Origin of the sequence: Vagococcus proximus, assembly GCF_029143285.1 — a bacterium.
In the GTDB taxonomy this organism is placed as follows: domain Bacteria; phylum Bacillota; class Bacilli; order Lactobacillales; family Vagococcaceae; genus Vagococcus_D; species Vagococcus_D proximus.
This window is the reverse complement of record NZ_JAPDSH010000003.1, coordinates 150443-168500: the sequence shown is the minus strand read 5'-3', so window position 1 is coordinate 168500 and position 18058 is coordinate 150443. Positions and strand designations below refer to the sequence as shown.

18 protein-coding genes and 1 riboswitch are annotated in these 18058 nt (G+C 35.9%); of the genes, 14 read left to right on the top strand and 4 right to left on the bottom strand.

The genetic code is table 11. The features are described 5' to 3' along the window. Positions 1-35 precede the first annotated feature (35 nt). Positions 36-746, bottom strand: a complete 711-nt coding sequence (locus tag OL233_RS11405; protein WP_367618491.1) for a prepilin peptidase — start codon at positions 744-746, stop codon at positions 36-38. Positions 747-882: 136 nt separating this feature from the next. Here OL233_RS11405 and OL233_RS05400 point away from each other — a divergent pair, with 136 nt between their 5' ends. The 4 genes from OL233_RS05400 to OL233_RS05385 are packed head-to-tail and all read left to right on the top strand — an operon-like array spanning position 883 to position 5030. After that, complete coding sequence (locus tag OL233_RS05400) at positions 883-1080, top strand: helix-turn-helix transcriptional regulator (protein WP_126831768.1); 198 nt, start codon at positions 883-885, stop codon at positions 1078-1080. Next, the gene (gene uvrC, locus OL233_RS05395) at positions 1073-2866 is read left to right on the top strand and encodes an excinuclease ABC subunit UvrC (protein ID WP_275471343.1); all 1794 of its coding nucleotides are present in this window, start codon (positions 1073-1075) and stop codon (positions 2864-2866) included. The genes OL233_RS05400 and uvrC overlap by 8 nt, the downstream gene beginning before the upstream one ends. Next, positions 2867-3766, top strand: coding sequence for an ABC transporter ATP-binding protein (locus OL233_RS05390; RefSeq protein ID WP_275471342.1), 900 nt, complete (start codon positions 2867-2869; stop codon positions 3764-3766). After that, a complete protein-coding gene (locus tag OL233_RS05385; RefSeq protein WP_275471341.1) occupies positions 3759-5030 on the top strand; it encodes an ABC transporter permease in 1272 nt (423 codons plus the stop codon). The genes OL233_RS05390 and OL233_RS05385 overlap by 8 nt, the downstream gene beginning before the upstream one ends. Positions 5031-5051: 21 nt before the next feature. Here OL233_RS05385 and add read toward each other — a convergent pair whose 3' ends face one another. Next, positions 5052-6071, bottom strand: a complete 1020-nt coding sequence (gene add, locus OL233_RS05380) for an adenosine deaminase (protein WP_275471340.1) — start codon at positions 6069-6071, stop codon at positions 5052-5054. A 228-nt stretch (positions 6072-6299) separates the two neighbouring features. On the opposite strand from add, the gene metG reads away from it, so the two are divergent. From metG to rsmA, 4 genes are all read left to right on the top strand, one after another. Beyond that, a complete protein-coding gene (gene metG, locus OL233_RS05375; protein WP_275471339.1) occupies positions 6300-8306 on the top strand; it encodes a methionine--tRNA ligase in 2007 nt (668 codons plus the stop codon). Positions 8307-8379: 73 nt separating this feature from the next. Further along, positions 8380-9150: a TatD family hydrolase gene (locus tag OL233_RS05370; RefSeq protein WP_275471338.1), complete on the top strand. Its 771-nt coding sequence runs from the start codon at positions 8380-8382 to the stop codon at positions 9148-9150. Next, complete coding sequence (gene rnmV, locus OL233_RS05365) at positions 9150-9737, top strand: ribonuclease M5 (RefSeq protein WP_275471337.1); 588 nt, start codon at positions 9150-9152, stop codon at positions 9735-9737. The genes OL233_RS05370 and rnmV overlap by 1 nt, the downstream gene beginning before the upstream one ends. Further along, positions 9724-10602 (top strand): 16S rRNA (adenine(1518)-N(6)/adenine(1519)-N(6))-dimethyltransferase RsmA, encoded by an 879-nt coding sequence (gene rsmA / locus OL233_RS05360; RefSeq protein ID WP_275471336.1) that lies wholly within the window; start codon positions 9724-9726, stop codon positions 10600-10602. Before rnmV ends, rsmA begins: the two co-directional genes overlap by 14 nt. A gap of 96 nt (positions 10603-10698) precedes the next feature. Here the strand turns inward: rsmA and OL233_RS05355 are convergent, their stop codons facing one another. Then, the gene (locus tag OL233_RS05355) at positions 10699-11802 is read right to left on the bottom strand and encodes an ABC transporter ATP-binding protein (protein ID WP_275471335.1); all 1104 of its coding nucleotides are present in this window, start codon (positions 11800-11802) and stop codon (positions 10699-10701) included. A 177-nt stretch (positions 11803-11979) separates the two neighbouring features. On the opposite strand from OL233_RS05355, the gene mgsA reads away from it, so the two are divergent. The 3 genes from mgsA to OL233_RS05340 all read left to right on the top strand — a co-directional run bounded on the left by mgsA (position 11980) and on the right by OL233_RS05340 (position 14203). Continuing rightward, entirely contained in the window at positions 11980-12405 is a 426-nt protein-coding gene (mgsA, locus tag OL233_RS05350; protein ID WP_275471334.1) for a methylglyoxal synthase, read from the top strand. A gap of 71 nt (positions 12406-12476) precedes the next feature. After that, positions 12477-12642, top strand: a riboswitch (THF riboswitch). 35 nt (positions 12643-12677) lie between these two features. Beyond that, the gene (locus tag OL233_RS05345; RefSeq protein WP_275471333.1) at positions 12678-13202 is read left to right on the top strand and encodes a folate family ECF transporter S component; all 525 of its coding nucleotides are present in this window, start codon (positions 12678-12680) and stop codon (positions 13200-13202) included. A gap of 182 nt (positions 13203-13384) precedes the next feature. After that, complete coding sequence (locus OL233_RS05340; RefSeq protein WP_275471332.1) at positions 13385-14203, top strand: ZIP family metal transporter; 819 nt, start codon at positions 13385-13387, stop codon at positions 14201-14203. A 37-nt stretch (positions 14204-14240) separates the two neighbouring features. Here the strand turns inward: OL233_RS05340 and OL233_RS05335 are convergent, their stop codons facing one another. After that, a complete protein-coding gene (locus OL233_RS05335) occupies positions 14241-14426 on the bottom strand; it encodes a hypothetical protein (protein WP_275471331.1) in 186 nt (61 codons plus the stop codon). Positions 14427-14712: 286 nt separating this feature from the next. On the opposite strand from OL233_RS05335, the gene OL233_RS05330 reads away from it, so the two are divergent. The 3 genes from OL233_RS05330 (at position 14713) to OL233_RS05320 (ending at position 17990) form a co-directional block, all read left to right on the top strand. Continuing rightward, positions 14713-15903 carry a glycine C-acetyltransferase gene (locus tag OL233_RS05330; protein ID WP_275471454.1) on the top strand — a complete coding sequence of 397 codons (1191 nt, stop codon included), beginning with the start codon at positions 14713-14715 and terminating at the stop codon, positions 15901-15903. A gap of 25 nt (positions 15904-15928) precedes the next feature. After that, a complete protein-coding gene (locus OL233_RS05325; RefSeq protein ID WP_126831754.1) occupies positions 15929-16894 on the top strand; it encodes an NAD-dependent epimerase/dehydratase family protein in 966 nt (321 codons plus the stop codon). Between the two features lie 136 nt (positions 16895-17030). Continuing rightward, on the top strand, positions 17031-17990 hold the full coding sequence (locus OL233_RS05320) for an L-lactate dehydrogenase (RefSeq protein ID WP_275471330.1): 960 nt from the start codon (positions 17031-17033) through the stop codon (positions 17988-17990). Positions 17991-18058: the final 68 nt, after the last annotated feature.

The following is an 18058-nucleotide window of genomic DNA, read 5'->3' as shown; positions in this document are numbered from 1 at the left end:
AAATTTTAAAGCAATCTCATAAGAGATTGCTTTTTTTATTGTAAAAAAATGATAATATAGGCGAATGTCAAAAATGGGACGAATGGAATTTTTTTATTTTGTATAGAAATTTTTTTAGAGTACAAATAAAGAATATATAATAGGGCGGATGAGGTCGCATAAAGTAATAGGTAAACTAAGTTGTTTATATTCAAGGTTAATGCCCAAAAACAAATTAGTTTAACATCACCTAGACCAATTTTTGATATTGATAAATAAGATATAACTGAGAATGTAAAATATAACAGCAAGGCATTAATAAAATGAATATGAATGGGTTGATAAAATAAATAACTTAGCACAAAGCTAATACCGTAACCTAATAAGAAAATAGTTGGAGAAAGTTCCAGATAAAGTATATCCATTATGCTGAGTATTATTGAAGTTAATATTATGATAATTTCAGGTAAGTAAACAATACTCAAATGATTCGTATAATAGAATATAAGAAATAAAAGAGGTATTAGGCATTCAATAACTGTTGACATTAGTTGTATTTTTGTCTGACAGTAACGACATTTTCCTTTTAAAAAAAGAAAAGAAAATATTGGGATTAGGTCAAGGGGTTTGAGCTTGTTTTTACATCTTGGACAATGAGAGGAAGGTGATACCAGAGATAGACCAATTGGAACTCTCTCTGCAATTACTGTAAAAAAGGACCCTAAACAACTTCCGACTAAAATAATAACTACTATAATAATAATCATCCTTTCACTAATGCTTTTCTTAAATATACGCAATAAAATAAATAACGGACTAGATGTTAAAAAAGTTTTACATTTAGTTTGTATAATGTTACATTTGAGAGGTGGAAAGGGTGTGTAGAAGATTATTACAAATAGAATGAAAGTGTTGCGAGCAGAACGTAATTGGACGCAGCAAGATTTAGCTAAAAAACTTGGAGTGACAAGGCAAACTATTTCTTCTATTGAAAAAGGTAAATATTCTTTATCCTTAAAATTGGCTTTTGAAATCTCAGAAATCTTTGAGGTAGAGTTATTAGATGTTTTTAATAATGAGGGGAGCGAGAAGAATGAATGAAAAAATAAAAGCCAAACTCGCTATTCTACCAGATAATCCCGGATGTTATTTAATGAAAAATAGTGAGGGTACTATTATTTATGTTGGGAAAGCTAAAGTCTTAAAAAATAGAGTAAGGTCATATTTTACTGGAAGTCACAATACTAAAACTGAAAAATTAGTTAGCGAGATTGATGATTTTGAATATATTGTAACGGAATCTAATAAAGAAGCATTATTGTTGGAGATTAACTTGATTCAAAAAAATCAGCCTCGTTATAATATCTTATTAAAGGATGACAAAAGCTATCCTTTTATAAAAATTACAAATGAAAAATATCCTCGCTTGATGATTGTTAGACAAATTAAGAAAGATAAAGCTCTTTATTTTGGCCCATATCCAGATTCAAAAGCAGCCAATGAGACTAAAAAATTATTAGATCGCCTATATCCTCTTAGGAAATGCAGTTTGAATTCTAAAAAACCGTGTTTATATTATCATTTGGGACAGTGCTTATGTCCAAGTGTATTTGATGTTTCTCCAAATGTATATGTTGAAATGGTTGAGGAAATCAAAAGTTTTTTAAATGGTAATTTTCAAGGGATTCAAAAAGAGCTGAAGCGTAAAATGTTAAATGCTTCAGAAAAACTTGATTTTGAAAAAGCTGCTGAGTATCGAGATCAATTAAGTGCGATTGACACTGTAATGATGCCACAAAAAATGACGCAAACTGATTTTGTTAACCGTGATATTTTTGGTTATGCCGTTGATAAAGGGTGGATGTGTGTTCAAGTTTTCTTTGTAAGACAGGGTAAAATTATTGAACGAGATGTTTCATTATTCCCGTTTTATGGAGATGCAGAGGAAGATTTTTTAACGTATATGTGGCAGTTTTATCAAGAAAGTTCTCATATTGCGCCAAAAGACGTATTTATTCCTCAAGGTGTGGATAAGGAAAGTGCGGAGTTATTGTTAGATTCTTCAGTTTTCCAACCGCAACGTGGTGATAAGAAGAAACTAGTAGAGTTGGCCTCTAAAAATGCAGAAGTCGCTTTAAAAGAGAAATTTGATCTAACTTTACGTAAGCAAGAAAGAACCCGAGGTGCTGTGGAACGATTAGGAGAAATTCTTGATATTCCTAATTTACGCCGAATTGAAGCATTTGATAACTCGAATATTATGGGAACTAATCCGGTTTCTGCAATGGTTGTATTCGTTGATGGCAAACCTTTAAAGAGTGCTTACCGTAAATACAAAATTAAGACGGTAACAGGACCAGATGATTATGCGTCTATGCGTGAAGTGATTTATCGTAGGTATTCTCGAGTGTTAAAAGAGGATTTACCATTTCCTGATTTAATTGTAATTGATGGGGGTAAAGGACAGGTAGACATTGCTAAAGATGTGTTAGAAAATCAATTAGGTGTCTCTGTTCCAGTAGCAGGACTAGCTAAAAATGATAAGCATCGAACAAGTGAGTTATTATATGGAGATGACCTTAGTGTTGTGCCATTAAAACGAAATTCCCAGGAATTCTTCTTGCTACAACGTATTCAAGATGAAGTTCACCGGTTTGCGATTACGTTCCACAGACAGTTAAGAAGTAAAACGAGTTTTGCTTCGCAATTGGATGGTATTGAGGGACTTGGACCAAAGAGAAAGAAACAATTATTGGTAGCATATAAATCGTTAAAGAATATTCAAGCAGCGTCAATTGAAGAGTTAGAAAAGGTTGGCATGCCAAAGAATGTTGCAACAAATATTTACGAGCATTTTAGAAAAGACAAAGTAGAAGGAGTGGAATAAATGTTAGAAGTAAAGACTATTTCTAAAACATTTGGAACGATGAAAGCCGTTGACGGTATTTCATTTACGATAAATGATGGTGAAATTTTAGGACTAATTGGCCAAAATGGAGCAGGTAAAACAACGACGTTTCGTTTGATTTTAGATTTTTTACAGACAGATACGGGTGAGGTGTTATGGAATGGTCACCCTTTAACGGCGAATGACTATAATATTATTGGGTATTTACCTGAAGAGCGTGGCCTGTATCCTAAGATTAGTATTGAAGAGCAATTAATTTATTTTGCTAAGTTGAGAGGAAAAACTAAAAAAGAGATTTTACCTAAAATTGATTTTTGGATGGATAAGTTTCAAGTTAAAGGGAAGAAAACAGACAAGGTAAAAGCACTGTCTAAAGGTAATCAACAAAAAGTTCAATTGATTTCAACACTTATTCATGAGCCAAAATTGATTATTTTAGATGAGCCGTTTAGTGGGTTAGATCCAGTGAATGCGGAGCTTTTAAAAGAAGGGATTATTGAGTTAAAAGATAAGGGTGCTTGTGTTATTTTCTCTAGTCACAATATGGATAATGTTGAAAAGATTTGCGATCACTTAATTATGTTACGTAATGGTGAGATGGTGTTAGATGGGAAAGTTGCTGACATTCGTCAAGCATTTGGTCGTACAAAATTGGTTATTGATTCAAAATTACCAGTGGAAGAAATTGAAACAGTTGAAGGTGTTCTAGGCATTGAAAAAGAGATTGATGGCTCATATAGTGTAATACTTGCTCATGAAGAAGCAGGTGAAGAAATTTTTGAAAAAGCGGCGGCATTAGGTTATATGCCTGTCTTTAATCAAGTGCCACCAACATTAGAAGAAATATTTAAAATGAAAGTAGGTGAAGGCCGTGAATAAATTTTGGATTGTAGCCTTAGAAACCTTTAAGCGTAATGTGAAAAGTGTGTCATTTTTAGTAATGATTATTTCACCATTTATTATGATTGGATTTACGTTATTAGCTAGCTTTGTAGGTGCTAAGTTTTCAGAAACGTCAGATATAGCTGTTATTTCAGCTAATCAAGAGCTTCGTCAAAATTATATTAAAGGCTCAACATTAGAAGTTGATAAAAAAGTGACAACAGAAGCTGAAGCTAAGAAAGCATTGGAAGCAAAAGATATCGACGGCTACTTGGTTATAAGTTTTAATAAAAAAGCTGAAACTGTTACAGGTGAGTATACTGGAACGACTAAAATGGGATCATCGGATGAGTTAGCGATGACGCAAAATTTAACTGCGACTCAATTAGATATTACCAGTAAAAAAATGAATCTATCAAAAGAGCAAATCGCTCAACTAAATGCTCAAGCAGAGTTGAAAAGTACGACAGTTGAGTTTAAAGATGGCAAGATGAAAGAGAAAAATGCTAATCATTTGGCGATGTCAATGGGATCTATTTTTATAACTCTTGCAATGTACATGATCATTTTAATGTATGCTCAAGTGACAGCATCAGAAGTAGCTTCTGAAAAAGGAACACGTATTATGGAGATTATCCTATCAAGTACATCAGCATCAAAGCATTTTTATGGTAAAGTAATGGGGATTTTCTTAGTTATCTTAACCCAAGTTGGGATTTATCTTCTTGCAGGTCTTGGAGGGTTCATGGTAGTGAAAGATATGCCTGTTGTTAAGGAATTCTTATCTGTTATGTCGATTAAGGAATTACTACTAGGCGTGTTTGGTTATAATATGTTGTACTTATTACTAGGTGTTATTATTTATACGATTTTATCAGCATTATGTGGCTCGTTAGTTTCCAAAGCTGAAGATGCGGGTAAAGCGGTAGCGCCTGTGACGTATCTAACGATTTTTGGATTTATGATTAGCATGATGTTTGGCATGAGTAATCCGCAGCATATTTTGATGAAAGTAACATCATATATCCCGTTCTTATCATCATTTACGATGCCATCTCGTATTGCTAATGGGGCTGTGAGTACATCAGAAATTTTGATTTCACTTGTGATTTTGGCAGTGACAACTCTTGTATTGTTGAAATTCTCAGCTTTAATGTATCATTCAACATCACTTGCTTATGGTGATGATGGCATGATGAAAACACTGAAAAAGTCATTTACTTCTATGAAACAAGAAAGAAGACAACGAAAAAACCGATGATTCCTCATCGGTTTTTTTATTTTATCGGTATTCTGCATAGCCAGCAGTTAAGTCGGCATGTAGACGTTCTTTTTCAGATTTAGACGTAAAAGCACCATTGACAGCGTTGTGATTTAATTTTTCCATACACGCATAATCAATGTGATACCAATTGGCTAATTTTTCATATTCATCCGTCAGTGTCGTATTAGATACTGTACGGTTGTCGGTATTAATGGTGATGTTTAAGCCCGCATCTAAGAATTTTTGGAAAGGGTAGTCTTTTAATTCAGTTACGGCTTTTGTTTGAAAATTACTAGTAGGGCACATTTCAATCGTGGTTTGTTTATCTAAACAGGCGTTGAGAACAGCTTCGTCTTTTTGAATAGCGATGCCATGACCAATTCGAGTAGCACCTAGTTCGATAGCTGTCATGACGTTATGAGGACAGCCGCACTCACCGGCATGTAAAGTAATAGGTAGGTCATGTTCTTTAGCAATTGATACAACCGATTCGAATAGAGCGGTTGGATAATTGGCTTCATCGCCAGCTAAATCAAACCCTACCACTCCTTTTCCGTAAAACTCTTTAACAGCAGTAACGACTGATTGGTTAGTGGTCTCGTCATGATGACGCATGCCACACAGTAGTGCATTAGCCTTAACACCAAATTCTTTTTCTCCTCGTTTCAACCCAGTTACAACGGCTGTTACAATTTGTTCAATGGTTAATCCTTTACGATTGAATAAAAGTGGAGCGAAACGGACTTCAATATAGCGAACATTTTCTTCGGCAACTTGCGCAATCAGGTCGTAACTAATCAACTCAATAGCAGCCTCTTCTTGAAGATAAGGAAGGACGACATCAAAGCGTTCAAGATAGTCTAAGAGACTGGTGCAGTCTTCGGGTGCGACTAATTTATTTTTTAAAGCCTCGCCTGTCCAAGCTAAAGGGTGATTTTGTTGCTTAGCGAGCTGTTCTAAGATATGGGGACGGACTGAGCCATCTAAATGGCAATGTAATTCAATTTTAGGTAAGCGTTTTATAATTTCTCTTTTCATAAAGACCTCCAATAGAAATTTGATTATATTGCTACTAACTATACAGCTTTTCATGAAATAAATCTAGTTAAAATTAACAGTTAGAATGAAAAGAATTTAAGGTGAAATAACTCGGTATAGACAGATTTTTTTTGAGTATCGTATAGGTAATATGGTATACTAATACGTATCTATAGTCTTTTAAGTAGAACTAAAAAGAGTGTTTAACTAGGAAAGGAGCTAGGAATGATGACAGAGAAAAAACCATTTTATATAACAACACCGATTTATTATCCTAGTGGCAAATTACATATTGGAAGCTCATACACAACAATTGCGTGTGATGCTGTAGCAAGATATAAACGATTAACAGGACATGAGGTATTCTACCTTACAGGTTTAGATGAGCATGGACAAAAAATTGAACAAAAATCTGAAGAGATGGGCATTTCACCTCAACAATACGTGGATGAAATGGCTGTTGACGTCCAAAAATTATGGAAAGATTTAGATATCAGCAATGATAAATTTATCCGTACAACAGACCCAGAACACGTGGAGCGTGTGCAACAAATTTTTGAGCGTTTACTAGCACAAGGCGATATTTATTTAGGGGAATATGAAGGCTGGTACTCAGTATCAGATGAAGAATATTTCACTGAAAACCAATTAGCTGAAGTGTATAAAGATGAAGATGGTAAAGTCATTGGTGGGAAAGCGCCAAGTGGTCATGAAGTTGAGCTAGTAAAAGAAGAATCTTACTTCTTCAAGATGAGTAAATACGCTGATCGTTTATTAGAGTACTACAACGAGAACCCTGACTTCATTCAACCAGCATCACGTAAAAATGAAATGATTAATAACTTTATTAAACCAGGTTTAGAAGATCTTGCGGTAACGCGTACGACATTCACATGGGGTGTACCAGTTCCAAGTAACCCTAAACATGTGGTCTATGTTTGGATTGATGCGTTGTCTAACTATATTACAGCTTTAGGCTATGGTAGTGAAGACGATAGCAATTTCCAAAAGTTCTGGCCTGCTAGTGTGCATATGGTTGGGAAAGAAATCGTACGTTTCCACACGATTTACTGGCCAATTATGTTAATGGCACTTGATTTACCATTACCAGAAAAGGTTTACGCTCACGGTTGGATTGTGATGAAAGATGGAAAAATGTCTAAATCTAAAGGGAATGTTGTCTATCCAGATATGCTTACAGAGCGTTATGGTTTAGACGCTTTACGTTATTACTTATTACGTGCGATTCCATTTGGAAATGACAGTGTCTTCACGCCAGAAGATTTCGTAGCGCGTGTGAACTATGATTTAGCAAATGATTTAGGAAACTTATTAAACCGTACAGTTGCGATGATTAACAAATATTGTGACGGCGTTGTCCCTAAATACAACTCACAAGTAACTGATTTTGATAGTGAATTATCAACTACAGCTGCTAATGTGATTGGTAACTACCATAAAGCAATGGAAAACATGGAATTTAGTGTGGCACTTCAAGAAGTGTGGACATTAATTTCACGTGCCAATAAATACATTGACGAGACTGAGCCTTGGGTACTTGCTAAAGACGAAGAAAAACGTGCAGAGTTAGATAGCGTTATGGTTCATTTAGCTGAGGCATTAAGAATTGTAGCGATTCTTTTACAACCAGTTTTAACAGAATCACCTAAGAAAATCTTTGAACAATTAGGATTAAATACATCAGATATGTCAATTACAGATATTCGTTTCGGTGAATTCCCTGAAAATGTCAAAGTAGTAAGCAAAGGAACACCAATCTTCCCTCGTCTTGATACTGAGGTAGAGGTAGCTTACATTAAAGAAAAAATGAATGAAAAAACAACAGAATCTTCTGAAGATTTTACTTGGGATCCAACTGAAACAGAGTTAGTATCTGTTAAAGACAAAGAAATCAAATACGATGACTTTGATAAAGTGGAACTAAAAGTAGCGGAAGTTATTGATTGTAAAAAAGTAAAAGGGGCAGACAAATTACTACAATTCCGTTTAGATGCTGGCGATAAAAATCACCGTCAAATTCTTTCAGGTGTTGCAGAATTCTACCCTAATCCAGAAGATTTAATTGGTAAAAAAGTCGTGGTCGTTGCTAACTTAACACCGCGTAAAATGCGTGGCGAAATTAGTCAAGGTATGATTTTATCAGCTGAATATGATGGAAAACTTAAAATCATGGAAGCACCAAAAGGCGTGCCGAATGGTTCAGTAATCGCATAATGACAGATAACGACTGAAAGCTAGCGATTAGTTTTCAGTCGTTTTGTTCTGTCACATAAAAGGAGTGAATGAAATGATATTTGATACACATACCCATTTAAATGTGGCGCAATTTTCAGAAGATGTTCCTGAAACGATTGAGCGTGCTAAGGAATTAGGCGTGAGTGAGATGGCCATTGTTGGATTTGATTACCCAACTATTGAAAAATCATTAGAGTTAAGCCGAGACTATGATAATTTATACAGTATTATTGGCTGGCATCCTACAGAAGCGGGAAGTTATGATAAAGAGGTTGAGGCTTATTTACAAGAGCATTTAACCTTACCTAAAGTCGTTGCTTTAGGTGAAATTGGATTAGATTATCACTGGATGGAAGACCCGAAAGATGTGCAAGAAAAAGTTTTCCGTCGTCAAATCGCGATGGCAAGAGAAATGAATTTACCAATCAGTATTCATACTCGTGACGCAATGGAAGATACCTATGCGATTCTTAAAGATGAAGGTATCCATGATATTGGCGGTATTATGCATAGTTTTAGTGGCGATACAGAATGGATGAAACGCTTTTTAGATTTAGGAATGCATATTTCACTGAGTGGTGTGGTCACATTTAAAAAAGCAATCGAAGTTCAAGAAGTCGCGCAAGCTGTTCCTATGGATAAATTGTTAATTGAAACAGATGCTCCTTACTTAGCGCCTGTACCTTACCGTGGGAAACGTAATGAACCTGGTTATACCCGTTATGTTGCTGAAAAAGTAGCAGAATTACGTGGTTGTCAGTGGGAAGAGGTTGCCAAACAGACACAAGAGAATGCTCATCGTCTCTTTAGGTTAGGTGAGTAATGACGGATAAGATAAAGATTAAAGAAATTATTGTTGTCGAAGGTAAAGATGATACAAAACGTCTACAACAAGTTGTGGAGTGCGATACGATAGAAACGATTGGTTCAGCCATTAATGATGATATACTTGAACGTATTCAACATGCTGAAGAAATTCGTGGTGTTATTGTGTTTACGGATCCTGATTTTTCAGGTGAAAAGATTAGAAAAATTGTTACGGAAACCGTCCCAAGTGCGAAACATGCTTTTATTTCGAGAAAAGAGGCAGTGCCAACCAAACGAGGCAACAGCTTAGGAGTGGAACATGCTAGTGATGAGGCTATTTTAGAAGCATTAGCTAACGTGTTGACACCTTTAGATGACACGGTTCAAACCGTAGAGATACCGAGAGAGTTACTTCTACACTTTGGGTTGATTGCAGGACCGCATTCTAAGGCAAGACGAGAAGCATTAGGTGATTATTTGCGAATAGGGTATACTAATGGTAAACAATTATGCAAACGATTGGCGATGTTTCAGATTACAGTAGAAGAATTGAAAACAGCTATGGCAGTTGTATTAGAGGAGGAAGAAAGTGGAGGAATATAAAGAGATAGCAACCCCTAGCCGTACCCGTGATATATTAAAACAGTATGGTTTTTCATTTAAAAAAAGTTTAGGACAAAATTTCCTGACAGAACCTAATATTTTAAGAAATATTGTGTTCGCAGCGGGGTTAGATCGTCAAACAAACGTTATTGAAGTAGGACCCGGTATTGGCGCGTTGACAGAACATTTAGCACGTTATGCTAATCAAGTCTTAGCATTTGAGATTGACGGACGTTTAATTGAGGTATTAGAGGATACAATGTCTCCTTACCCTAATGTTACAGTTGTGAATCAAGATGTCTTAAAAGCTGATTTAGAGACGATTACGGACGAGGTGTTTGACGAGAAATTACCTCTAAAAGTGGTCGCTAACTTACCATACTATATTACAACGCCCATTATGATGCATTTTTTACAATCTAATTTGGATGTAGCTGAAATGGTTGTCATGATGCAAAAAGAAGTAGCAGATAGAATTACGGCAGAACCAAGTACGAAGGCATATGGTTCATTATCAATTGCTGTTCAGTACTACATGGAAGCAACAGTTGCATTTATCGTACCGAAAACAGCCTTTGTGCCACAACCTAATGTTGATTCAGCGATTATCAAGTTGACACGTCGTGATGAACCTGCTGTTCAGGTGAAGGATGAGAAAGCGTTCTTTAAGTTAACAAAAGCATCATTCCAACAACGTCGTAAAACATTATGGAACAACCTACAAGCAACTTATGGCAAAGAGGAAGAAACAAAAGCCCATTTAGCGAAAGCGTTAGAAGAGGCTGGAATTGATCCTAAACGTCGTGGTGAAACATTAACATTACAAGAGTTTGCTAATCTATCAAATGCGATGGGAAGTATGTAACCATTATAAAAAAGAGCGATGCCCATTTGGGCATCGCTCTTTTATTTAAATTTTAGATAATTAAATAAATTAACTATCTAGAAAAGGGGGGCGTTTTTAGCGGATAACTTCTTCAGTTTCTTTATCGAAGAAATGTCCTTTGTTTAAGTTGAAAGCAAGGTCGATAACTTCACCTGGTGTATAAGCTGCACGAGCATCTACTTTAGAGATGAACTCTGTATCACCAACAGTTGTATAAAGCATAGTTTCAGCACCTAGTAATTCTGAAACGACAACTTCAGATTTAACGACAGTGTCCGGTGATGCATCCATAACGATAGGTTCACTGTGAATATCTTCTGGACGAATTCCGAAGACTAAGTCAGTACCATTGTAACCTTTTTCTTCTAACATTTTATATTTGCCTTCTGGAACTTTTAGCTCTAATCCGTGTCCATTAGTAATCATACCGTCTTTAAGAGAAACATTGAAGAAGTTCATAGCAGGTGATCCGATGAATCCTGCAACAAACATGTTGTTTGGTGTATCGTAAACTTCTTTTGGAGAACCGATTTGTTGAATGAAACCATCCTTCATAATTACGATACGGTCAGCCATTGTCATAGCTTCTGTTTGGTCATGGGTAACGTAGACGGTTGTTGTTTCTAAACGACGGTGTAATTTTGCGATTTCAGCACGCATAGCGACACGTAATTTAGCATCTAAGTTTGATAAAGGCTCATCCATAAGGAAGACTTTAGCATCACGAACGATCGCACGACCTAATGCGACACGTTGACGTTGTCCACCTGATAGTGCAGCAGGTTTACGGTGTAAGTACTCAGTTAACCCTAAAATATCAGCAGCATTGTCAACACGTTGTTTAATTTCATCTTTAGGATACTTACGTAATTTAAGACCGAATGCCATGTTGTCGAAAACAGTCATATGTGGATATAAAGCATAGTTTTGGAATACCATTGCAATATCGCGATCTTTAGGAGCAACATCATTCATCACAGTGTCGCCAATTTTCAATTCACCTTCACTGATGTCTTCAAGACCAGCAATCATACGAAGGGTTGTTGATTTACCACAACCAGAAGGTCCTACGAATACGATAAACTCTTTATCTTTAATATCTAAGTTAAAATCTGTAACTGAATAAAAATCATTATTGTCATATTTTTTATGAATACCTGTTAGTGCCATTTCTACCATTAGAAATCCCTCAACTTTCGGTTATTAGTTTATAGATAAAGTATAGTTGAAAGCGGTATCTTTGCGCAATGTGTAAGTTGCACAAGGAAAGTAGGTGCTTTTTCGTCAATGTGACCAAGTACTTAAATTATTAAAGGACTGTGGTACACTAAAAGAAAAAAGAAGGGTGTTGTTAGGATGAAAATTGCATTAGTAGCACATGATAGAAAAAAGGATACGATTATTAAATTGGCGACGGCTTATCAACCTATTTTAGAACAACACGAATTATTTGCTACAGGAACAACGGGTTTAAAAATAACAGAAGCAACAGGATTGAATATCCATCGTTTTAAATCAGGGCCACTTGGTGGTGATCAACAAATTGGTGCAATGGTATCAGAAAATAAAATGGATATGATTATATTTTTACGTGATCCATTAGCCTCACAGCCTCATGAACCAGATGTAAATGCTTTGATACGTTTAAGTGATGTGTATGAAATTCCTTTAGCGACAAATATAGGTGCTGCAGAGGTACTAATTCGTGGATTAGCGAACGGTTTTTTAGATTTTCGACAAGTAGTTAAAGAAGATCCTCAAAAACCAATGAGTGCGTATTAAGTTTCGATACTCTTTGATAGTGCTGGGCTTACATTCATGCTATAGTAGTAGGTGGTATTTTATACCAAATTATCAGAGTAGGAAATAAAGCGTTAAGTGTCGAGTGGATGGGATGTTGCCACTCGAACGAAGGATAATTTAATGAAAAGAGGCCTCTTTCATTAAGCGGGAGTATGGGAGGGTCACTTGAAGTAGTATTGTTAATCTATTCGCGGTTTTATTTTCGCATTCGCTGCATAGGATGTAGCAGCTCTACTAAGGAGATGCACAAAATGTTAAAAAGAAAAGTATCAACACAAGGTATCGCATTAATGGGAATATTAATGGCGCTACAATTAATTTTAACGCGTTTTTTAGCAATCGAAACGCCTTTTGTTAGAATCAGTTTTTTATTTATACCAACGGTTATCATGGCGATGATTTTTGGTCCAGTGTTAACTGGAGCAGGCTCAACACTTGCTGATTTTATTGGGATTGTCTTATTTCCAAAGACAGCGCCTTATTTTCCAGGATTTTCAGTATCCACTTTTGTAACTGGATGGATTTACGGTGTTTTCTTCTATAAAAAGAAAATGTCTCTAAAAAAAATCATGTTGGCAAGTTTCTTAATTGAAGTGATTGTTGATATCGGGATGAATACCTTATGGTTATACATCATGATGGGAAAACCAGCACTTGTAAATATCCCCGTTAGAATAACAAAATCACTGATTTTATTCCCAATAAAAACTGCGGTTATTTATTGGTTAAGTAATCACAGTGGTTTAGATCAACAAATCAAAAAGTTTAGAAGTTAGGCATTATTATCCCGCAAGAACAAGTTAATTAAATAAAACATCTACGACCTGTCATTAGTTTTCTAATGCCAGGCTCTTTTTTTTGTACGAAGAGTTCAAATAAGCACGTTTCTAAACCCTATGTTAAAATAACAGTATAGATATATTAAATGTATAAAAGTTGAGGCAGGAGTGAGACAGGTATGATCAATTGGTTAGTCAGTTTAGATGCTTGGCAACAAGCATTAGTAGGGACATTATTTACATACGGTATGACAGCTCTAGGGGCTGCATTGGTATTTTTCTTTAAGGACATAAAAAAAGATATTTTAAATTTAATGCTTGGTTTCGCATCAGGTGTTATGATTGCGGCTAGTTTTTGGTCATTATTAGATCCTGCGATCGAACAAGCAGAAGCAAATGGGTCAATTCCGTGGTTAGTAGCGGGAATTGGTTTTGCAGCAGGAGGATTATTCCTATATGCAGCAGACCGTGTGATTCCACATATGCATTTTGGTCCTAATCAAGAAGTTGAAGGGATGCCGAGTCATTTAAAACGAACTATTTTGTTAGTATTCTCAATTACATTACATAATATCCCGGAAGGTTTAGCAGTAGGGGTGGCATTTGGTGCAGCTAATCAAATGGTTAACCCAACAGCAGGTGTGCTTGCAGCTGTATCCGTGGCAATTGGGATTGGGATTCAGAATTTTCCAGAAGGAGCAGCTGTTTCAATTCCACTTCGTCAAGAAGGATTGAGCCGTTGGAAAGCGTTCTTGTATGGTCAGGCATCAGGTATTGTCGAACCGATTGCCGGTGTATTAGGTGCGATATTAGTTACGAAATTAACATCAGTTCTTCCCTATGCTTTAGCATTTGCGGCAGGAGCGATGATTTATGTAGTAGTAGAAGAATTAATTCCAGAGGCGCAACAAAATTCATCAAGTAAAAATCATCATGCGGTGTTTGGTGTGATGGTTGGGTTTATTATTATGATGGTATTGGATGTGGCGTTAGGGTAATAAAAAAGCTAAGCTGATAAAGTCAGCTTAGCTTTTTTTAATGTGAGTGGTTGTGATTAGGTTTGAAAAAGTAATTAGCTAACAAGATAACTAATCCCATTGGAATAATGATGTGAAGAATGACACCGATTAGACCACCTAACATGATTGAGAAAAATGAAAAGACGAAGATGAATCCGATAATCCCTATAATAGTTGAAAGTAAAGTTGTTTGATTTGTCATATCCGTGTCACTCCTTAAAGTTATTTTCTTAATACATTAACTATACCTTTGAAAGAGTCTCAATGTATCCACCTAAAGTCCTATCTTTTATGGGACGATGGTCTAAAGTTAGTTTGTTTATCGGTTATTGAACGGGTAGATTAAGAATTTGGCATTAATTATTATAATTGGTTAAGTATATACTGTAAGCGATTGATATTGGTAACAATTTATAGTATTTATTAGTATAATGGAACATGATAACTGACAGTGTTTTTGCTGTTCAAATAAATTATTGGAGGAATATATTATGAGTAAAGAATTACAAGCATTTTTAGATGCCAACTTAAATGAATTAAAGAATAAAGGTCTTTATAATGAAATTGAACCTTTACAAAGTGCTAATGGCCCGATTATTACAATTGGTGGCAGTGATTTAATTAATCTTTCTTCAAACAACTACCTTGGTTTAGCAACAGATGAGCGTTTAATCGAAACAGCTAAAGATGCTTTAGATAAATGGGGAGCAGGAGCAGGAGCTGTTCGTACAATCAACGGAACATTAGATGTTCATTTAGATTTAGAAAAAGAATTAGCAAAATTCAAAGGAACTGAAGCAGCGATTGCTTACCAATCAGGTTTCAACTGTAACATGGCAGCTATCTCAGCTGTAATGGGTAAAAAAGATGTTATTCTTTCTGATGAATTAAATCATGCCTCAATTATCGACGGGTGTCGTTTATCGGGTGCTAAAATTGTTCGTGTTAATCACTCTGATATGGAAGACTTCCGTGCAAAAGCGAAAGAAGTTCGCGAGTCAGGTTTATATGAAAAAGCAATGTTTATTACAGATGGTGTTTTCTCAATGGATGGCGATATTTGTAAATTACCTGAAATCGTGGAAATTGCAAAAGAATTCGATTTAATGGTTTACGTTGATGACGCTCATGGTTCAGGTGTATTAGGTCATGGTCATGGTACTGTTAAGCATTTTGGTTTGGAAAAAGAAGTAGACTTTCAAATTGGAACATTATCAAAAGCAATTGGTGTTGTTGGTGGCTATGTAGCGGGTAAACAAGATTTAATCGATTGGTTAAAAGTACGCTCTCGTCCATTCTTATTCTCAACTGCACTAACACCAGCAGATGCGGCAGCAGCAACTCGTTCTCTTAAAATTTTGGATGAAGACACTAGCTTAAATGAAAAACTTTGGGAAAATGCAACTTACTTCAAAGAAAAATTACAAGCAATGGGCTTTAAAACAGGTATTACTGAAACGCCTATTACACCAGTAATTATTGGAGATGAGCAAAAAGCGCAAGATTTCAGCAAACGTTTATATGAAGAAGGCGTTTATGTAAAATCAATCGTCTTCCCAACTGTGCCACTAGGAACAGGGCGTGTACGTAACATGCCAACAGCAGCTCACACAACAGAGATGTTAGACCAAGCATTAGCAATTTATGAAAAAGTTGGAAAAGAATTCGACTTAATTTAATTCAATATAAAGGAGAGAATTAATAATGAAAAAAGTATTAGTAACCGGTGCGTTAGGCCAAATCGGTTCTGAATTAGTTTACCGTCTGCGCCAGGATAATGGAATGGATAGCGTGATTGCAACTGATATTCGTAAAATTGAAGGAAGTCCTGTATGTGAAGAAGGAATTTTTGAAATTCTTGATGTAACAGACTATGATAAATTTTTAGCTTTAGCTAAAGATAACAATGTTGATACAGTTATTCACTTAGCAGCTTTACTTTCAGCAACTGCAGAAGCACGTCCAGCCTTTGCTTGGAATTTAAACATGACTGGTTTGATGAATGGTCTTGAAGTCGCACGTGAACTAGATACTAAATTCTTTGCACCATCATCGATTGCAGCTTACGGTCCAGACTCACAACCAGATAACACGCCACAAGATGATTTAATGCACCCAACAACAATGTACGGTGTGACAAAAGTAGCTGGCGAATTATTAGCAGATTACTACTATACTAAATACGGTGTTGATACACGTTCAGTCCGTTTCCCAGGTTTGATTTCTTATAAAGTAGAGCCAGGTGGCGGTACAACTGACTATGCTGTAGATATTTATTATGAAGCTCTTAAATCAGGTTCTTACAAATCATTTATTGCAGAAGGAACATCAATGGATATGATGTACATGGATGATGCGATTGAGGCGATTATTAAATTGATGACAGCTGATCCAAAACGATTAGTTCACCGCAATGCCTTCAATATTACAGCAATGGCGTTTACTCCTGAAGAAATTGCAGCATCGATTCAAAAAGTAATGCCAGAGTTTGAGATGGGTTATGACGTTGACCCAGTTCGCCAAGGAATTGCAGAATCATGGCCAAACTCAATCGATGCAACATGTGCAAAAGAAGAATGGGATTTCTCTCCAAAATTCGATTTAGATGGTATGACAAAAGAAATGCTAGAAAAATTAACAGTGAAATTAAAAGCTGAAGGTAAAATTTAAATTAAAACCACTTCTTAAACAGAAGTGGTTTTTTTGTTCTTTTATATGAACCAGTATCAGTCAAAATAGTTTATTTTTTCAAGCGATACCGTTACTATAATGATAGAGACACGATTAAGATTGAAGGAGTGGTCGCATGAATCAAATGAAAGAAAAACAAAAAATTATCTTAGTAGGGGCGGGCGATGTAGGCTCTAGTTATGCTTTTGCATTAGTTGCACAGAATATCGGACGTGAGCTAGGAATTATTGATCTAAATATTGGAAAAAGTGAAGGTGACGCCTTAGATTTATCTGATGGATTAGCGTACACATCTCCAAAGAAAATATATGCTGCAACTTATGCGGATTGTCATGATGCAGATTTGATTGTCTTAACAGCAGGAGCAGCTCAAAAAGAAAACGAAACAAGATTGGATTTAATCAATAAAAATTTAAAAATCACACAATCTATTGTTTCTGAGATTATGGCGAGTGGATTTGATGGTATTTTTCTAGTTGCAAGTAATCCTGTCGATATTTTAACGTATGCCGTTCAAAAATTCTCAGGCTTACCTAAGCACCGTGTAATTGGGTCAGGGACATCACTTGATAGTGCGCGTTTCCGCCGTTCGCTTGCAAAAATTATTGATGTGGATGCACGTGACGTTCATGCTTATATTATCGGTGAACATGGTGATACCCAGTTCCCAGTCTGGTCACATGCTAATGTCGGGGGCTTACAAATTTATGAATGGGTTAAAAAACAACCAGATATTACAGAAGAACGTTTGATTGATTTAGTCGCAGATGTTAGAGATGCGGCTTATAAGATTATAGAACGCAAAGGTTCAACTCATTACGGTATTGCGATTGCTTTAGCTCGTATTACAAAAGCTATTTTTGATGATGAAAATGCGATTTTTCCACTATCTGTAGCACTTGACGGAGCTTATGGGGAAGAGGATGTTTACATCGGTTCACCAGCTGTTATAAACCGTGAAGGCATTCGCCAAGTTATCGAAATCCCATTGAATGATGTCGAAAAATTAAAAATGAAAGAATCTGTTGCTACGATTAAAAAAATGCAAACAGAAGCTTTCGCAAAACTGGATTAAAAAAAACTGGCTCACTATGTAGTGGGCCATTTTTTTTGGTTAAGAAACTATTAAGAAGCTAAGTCTTT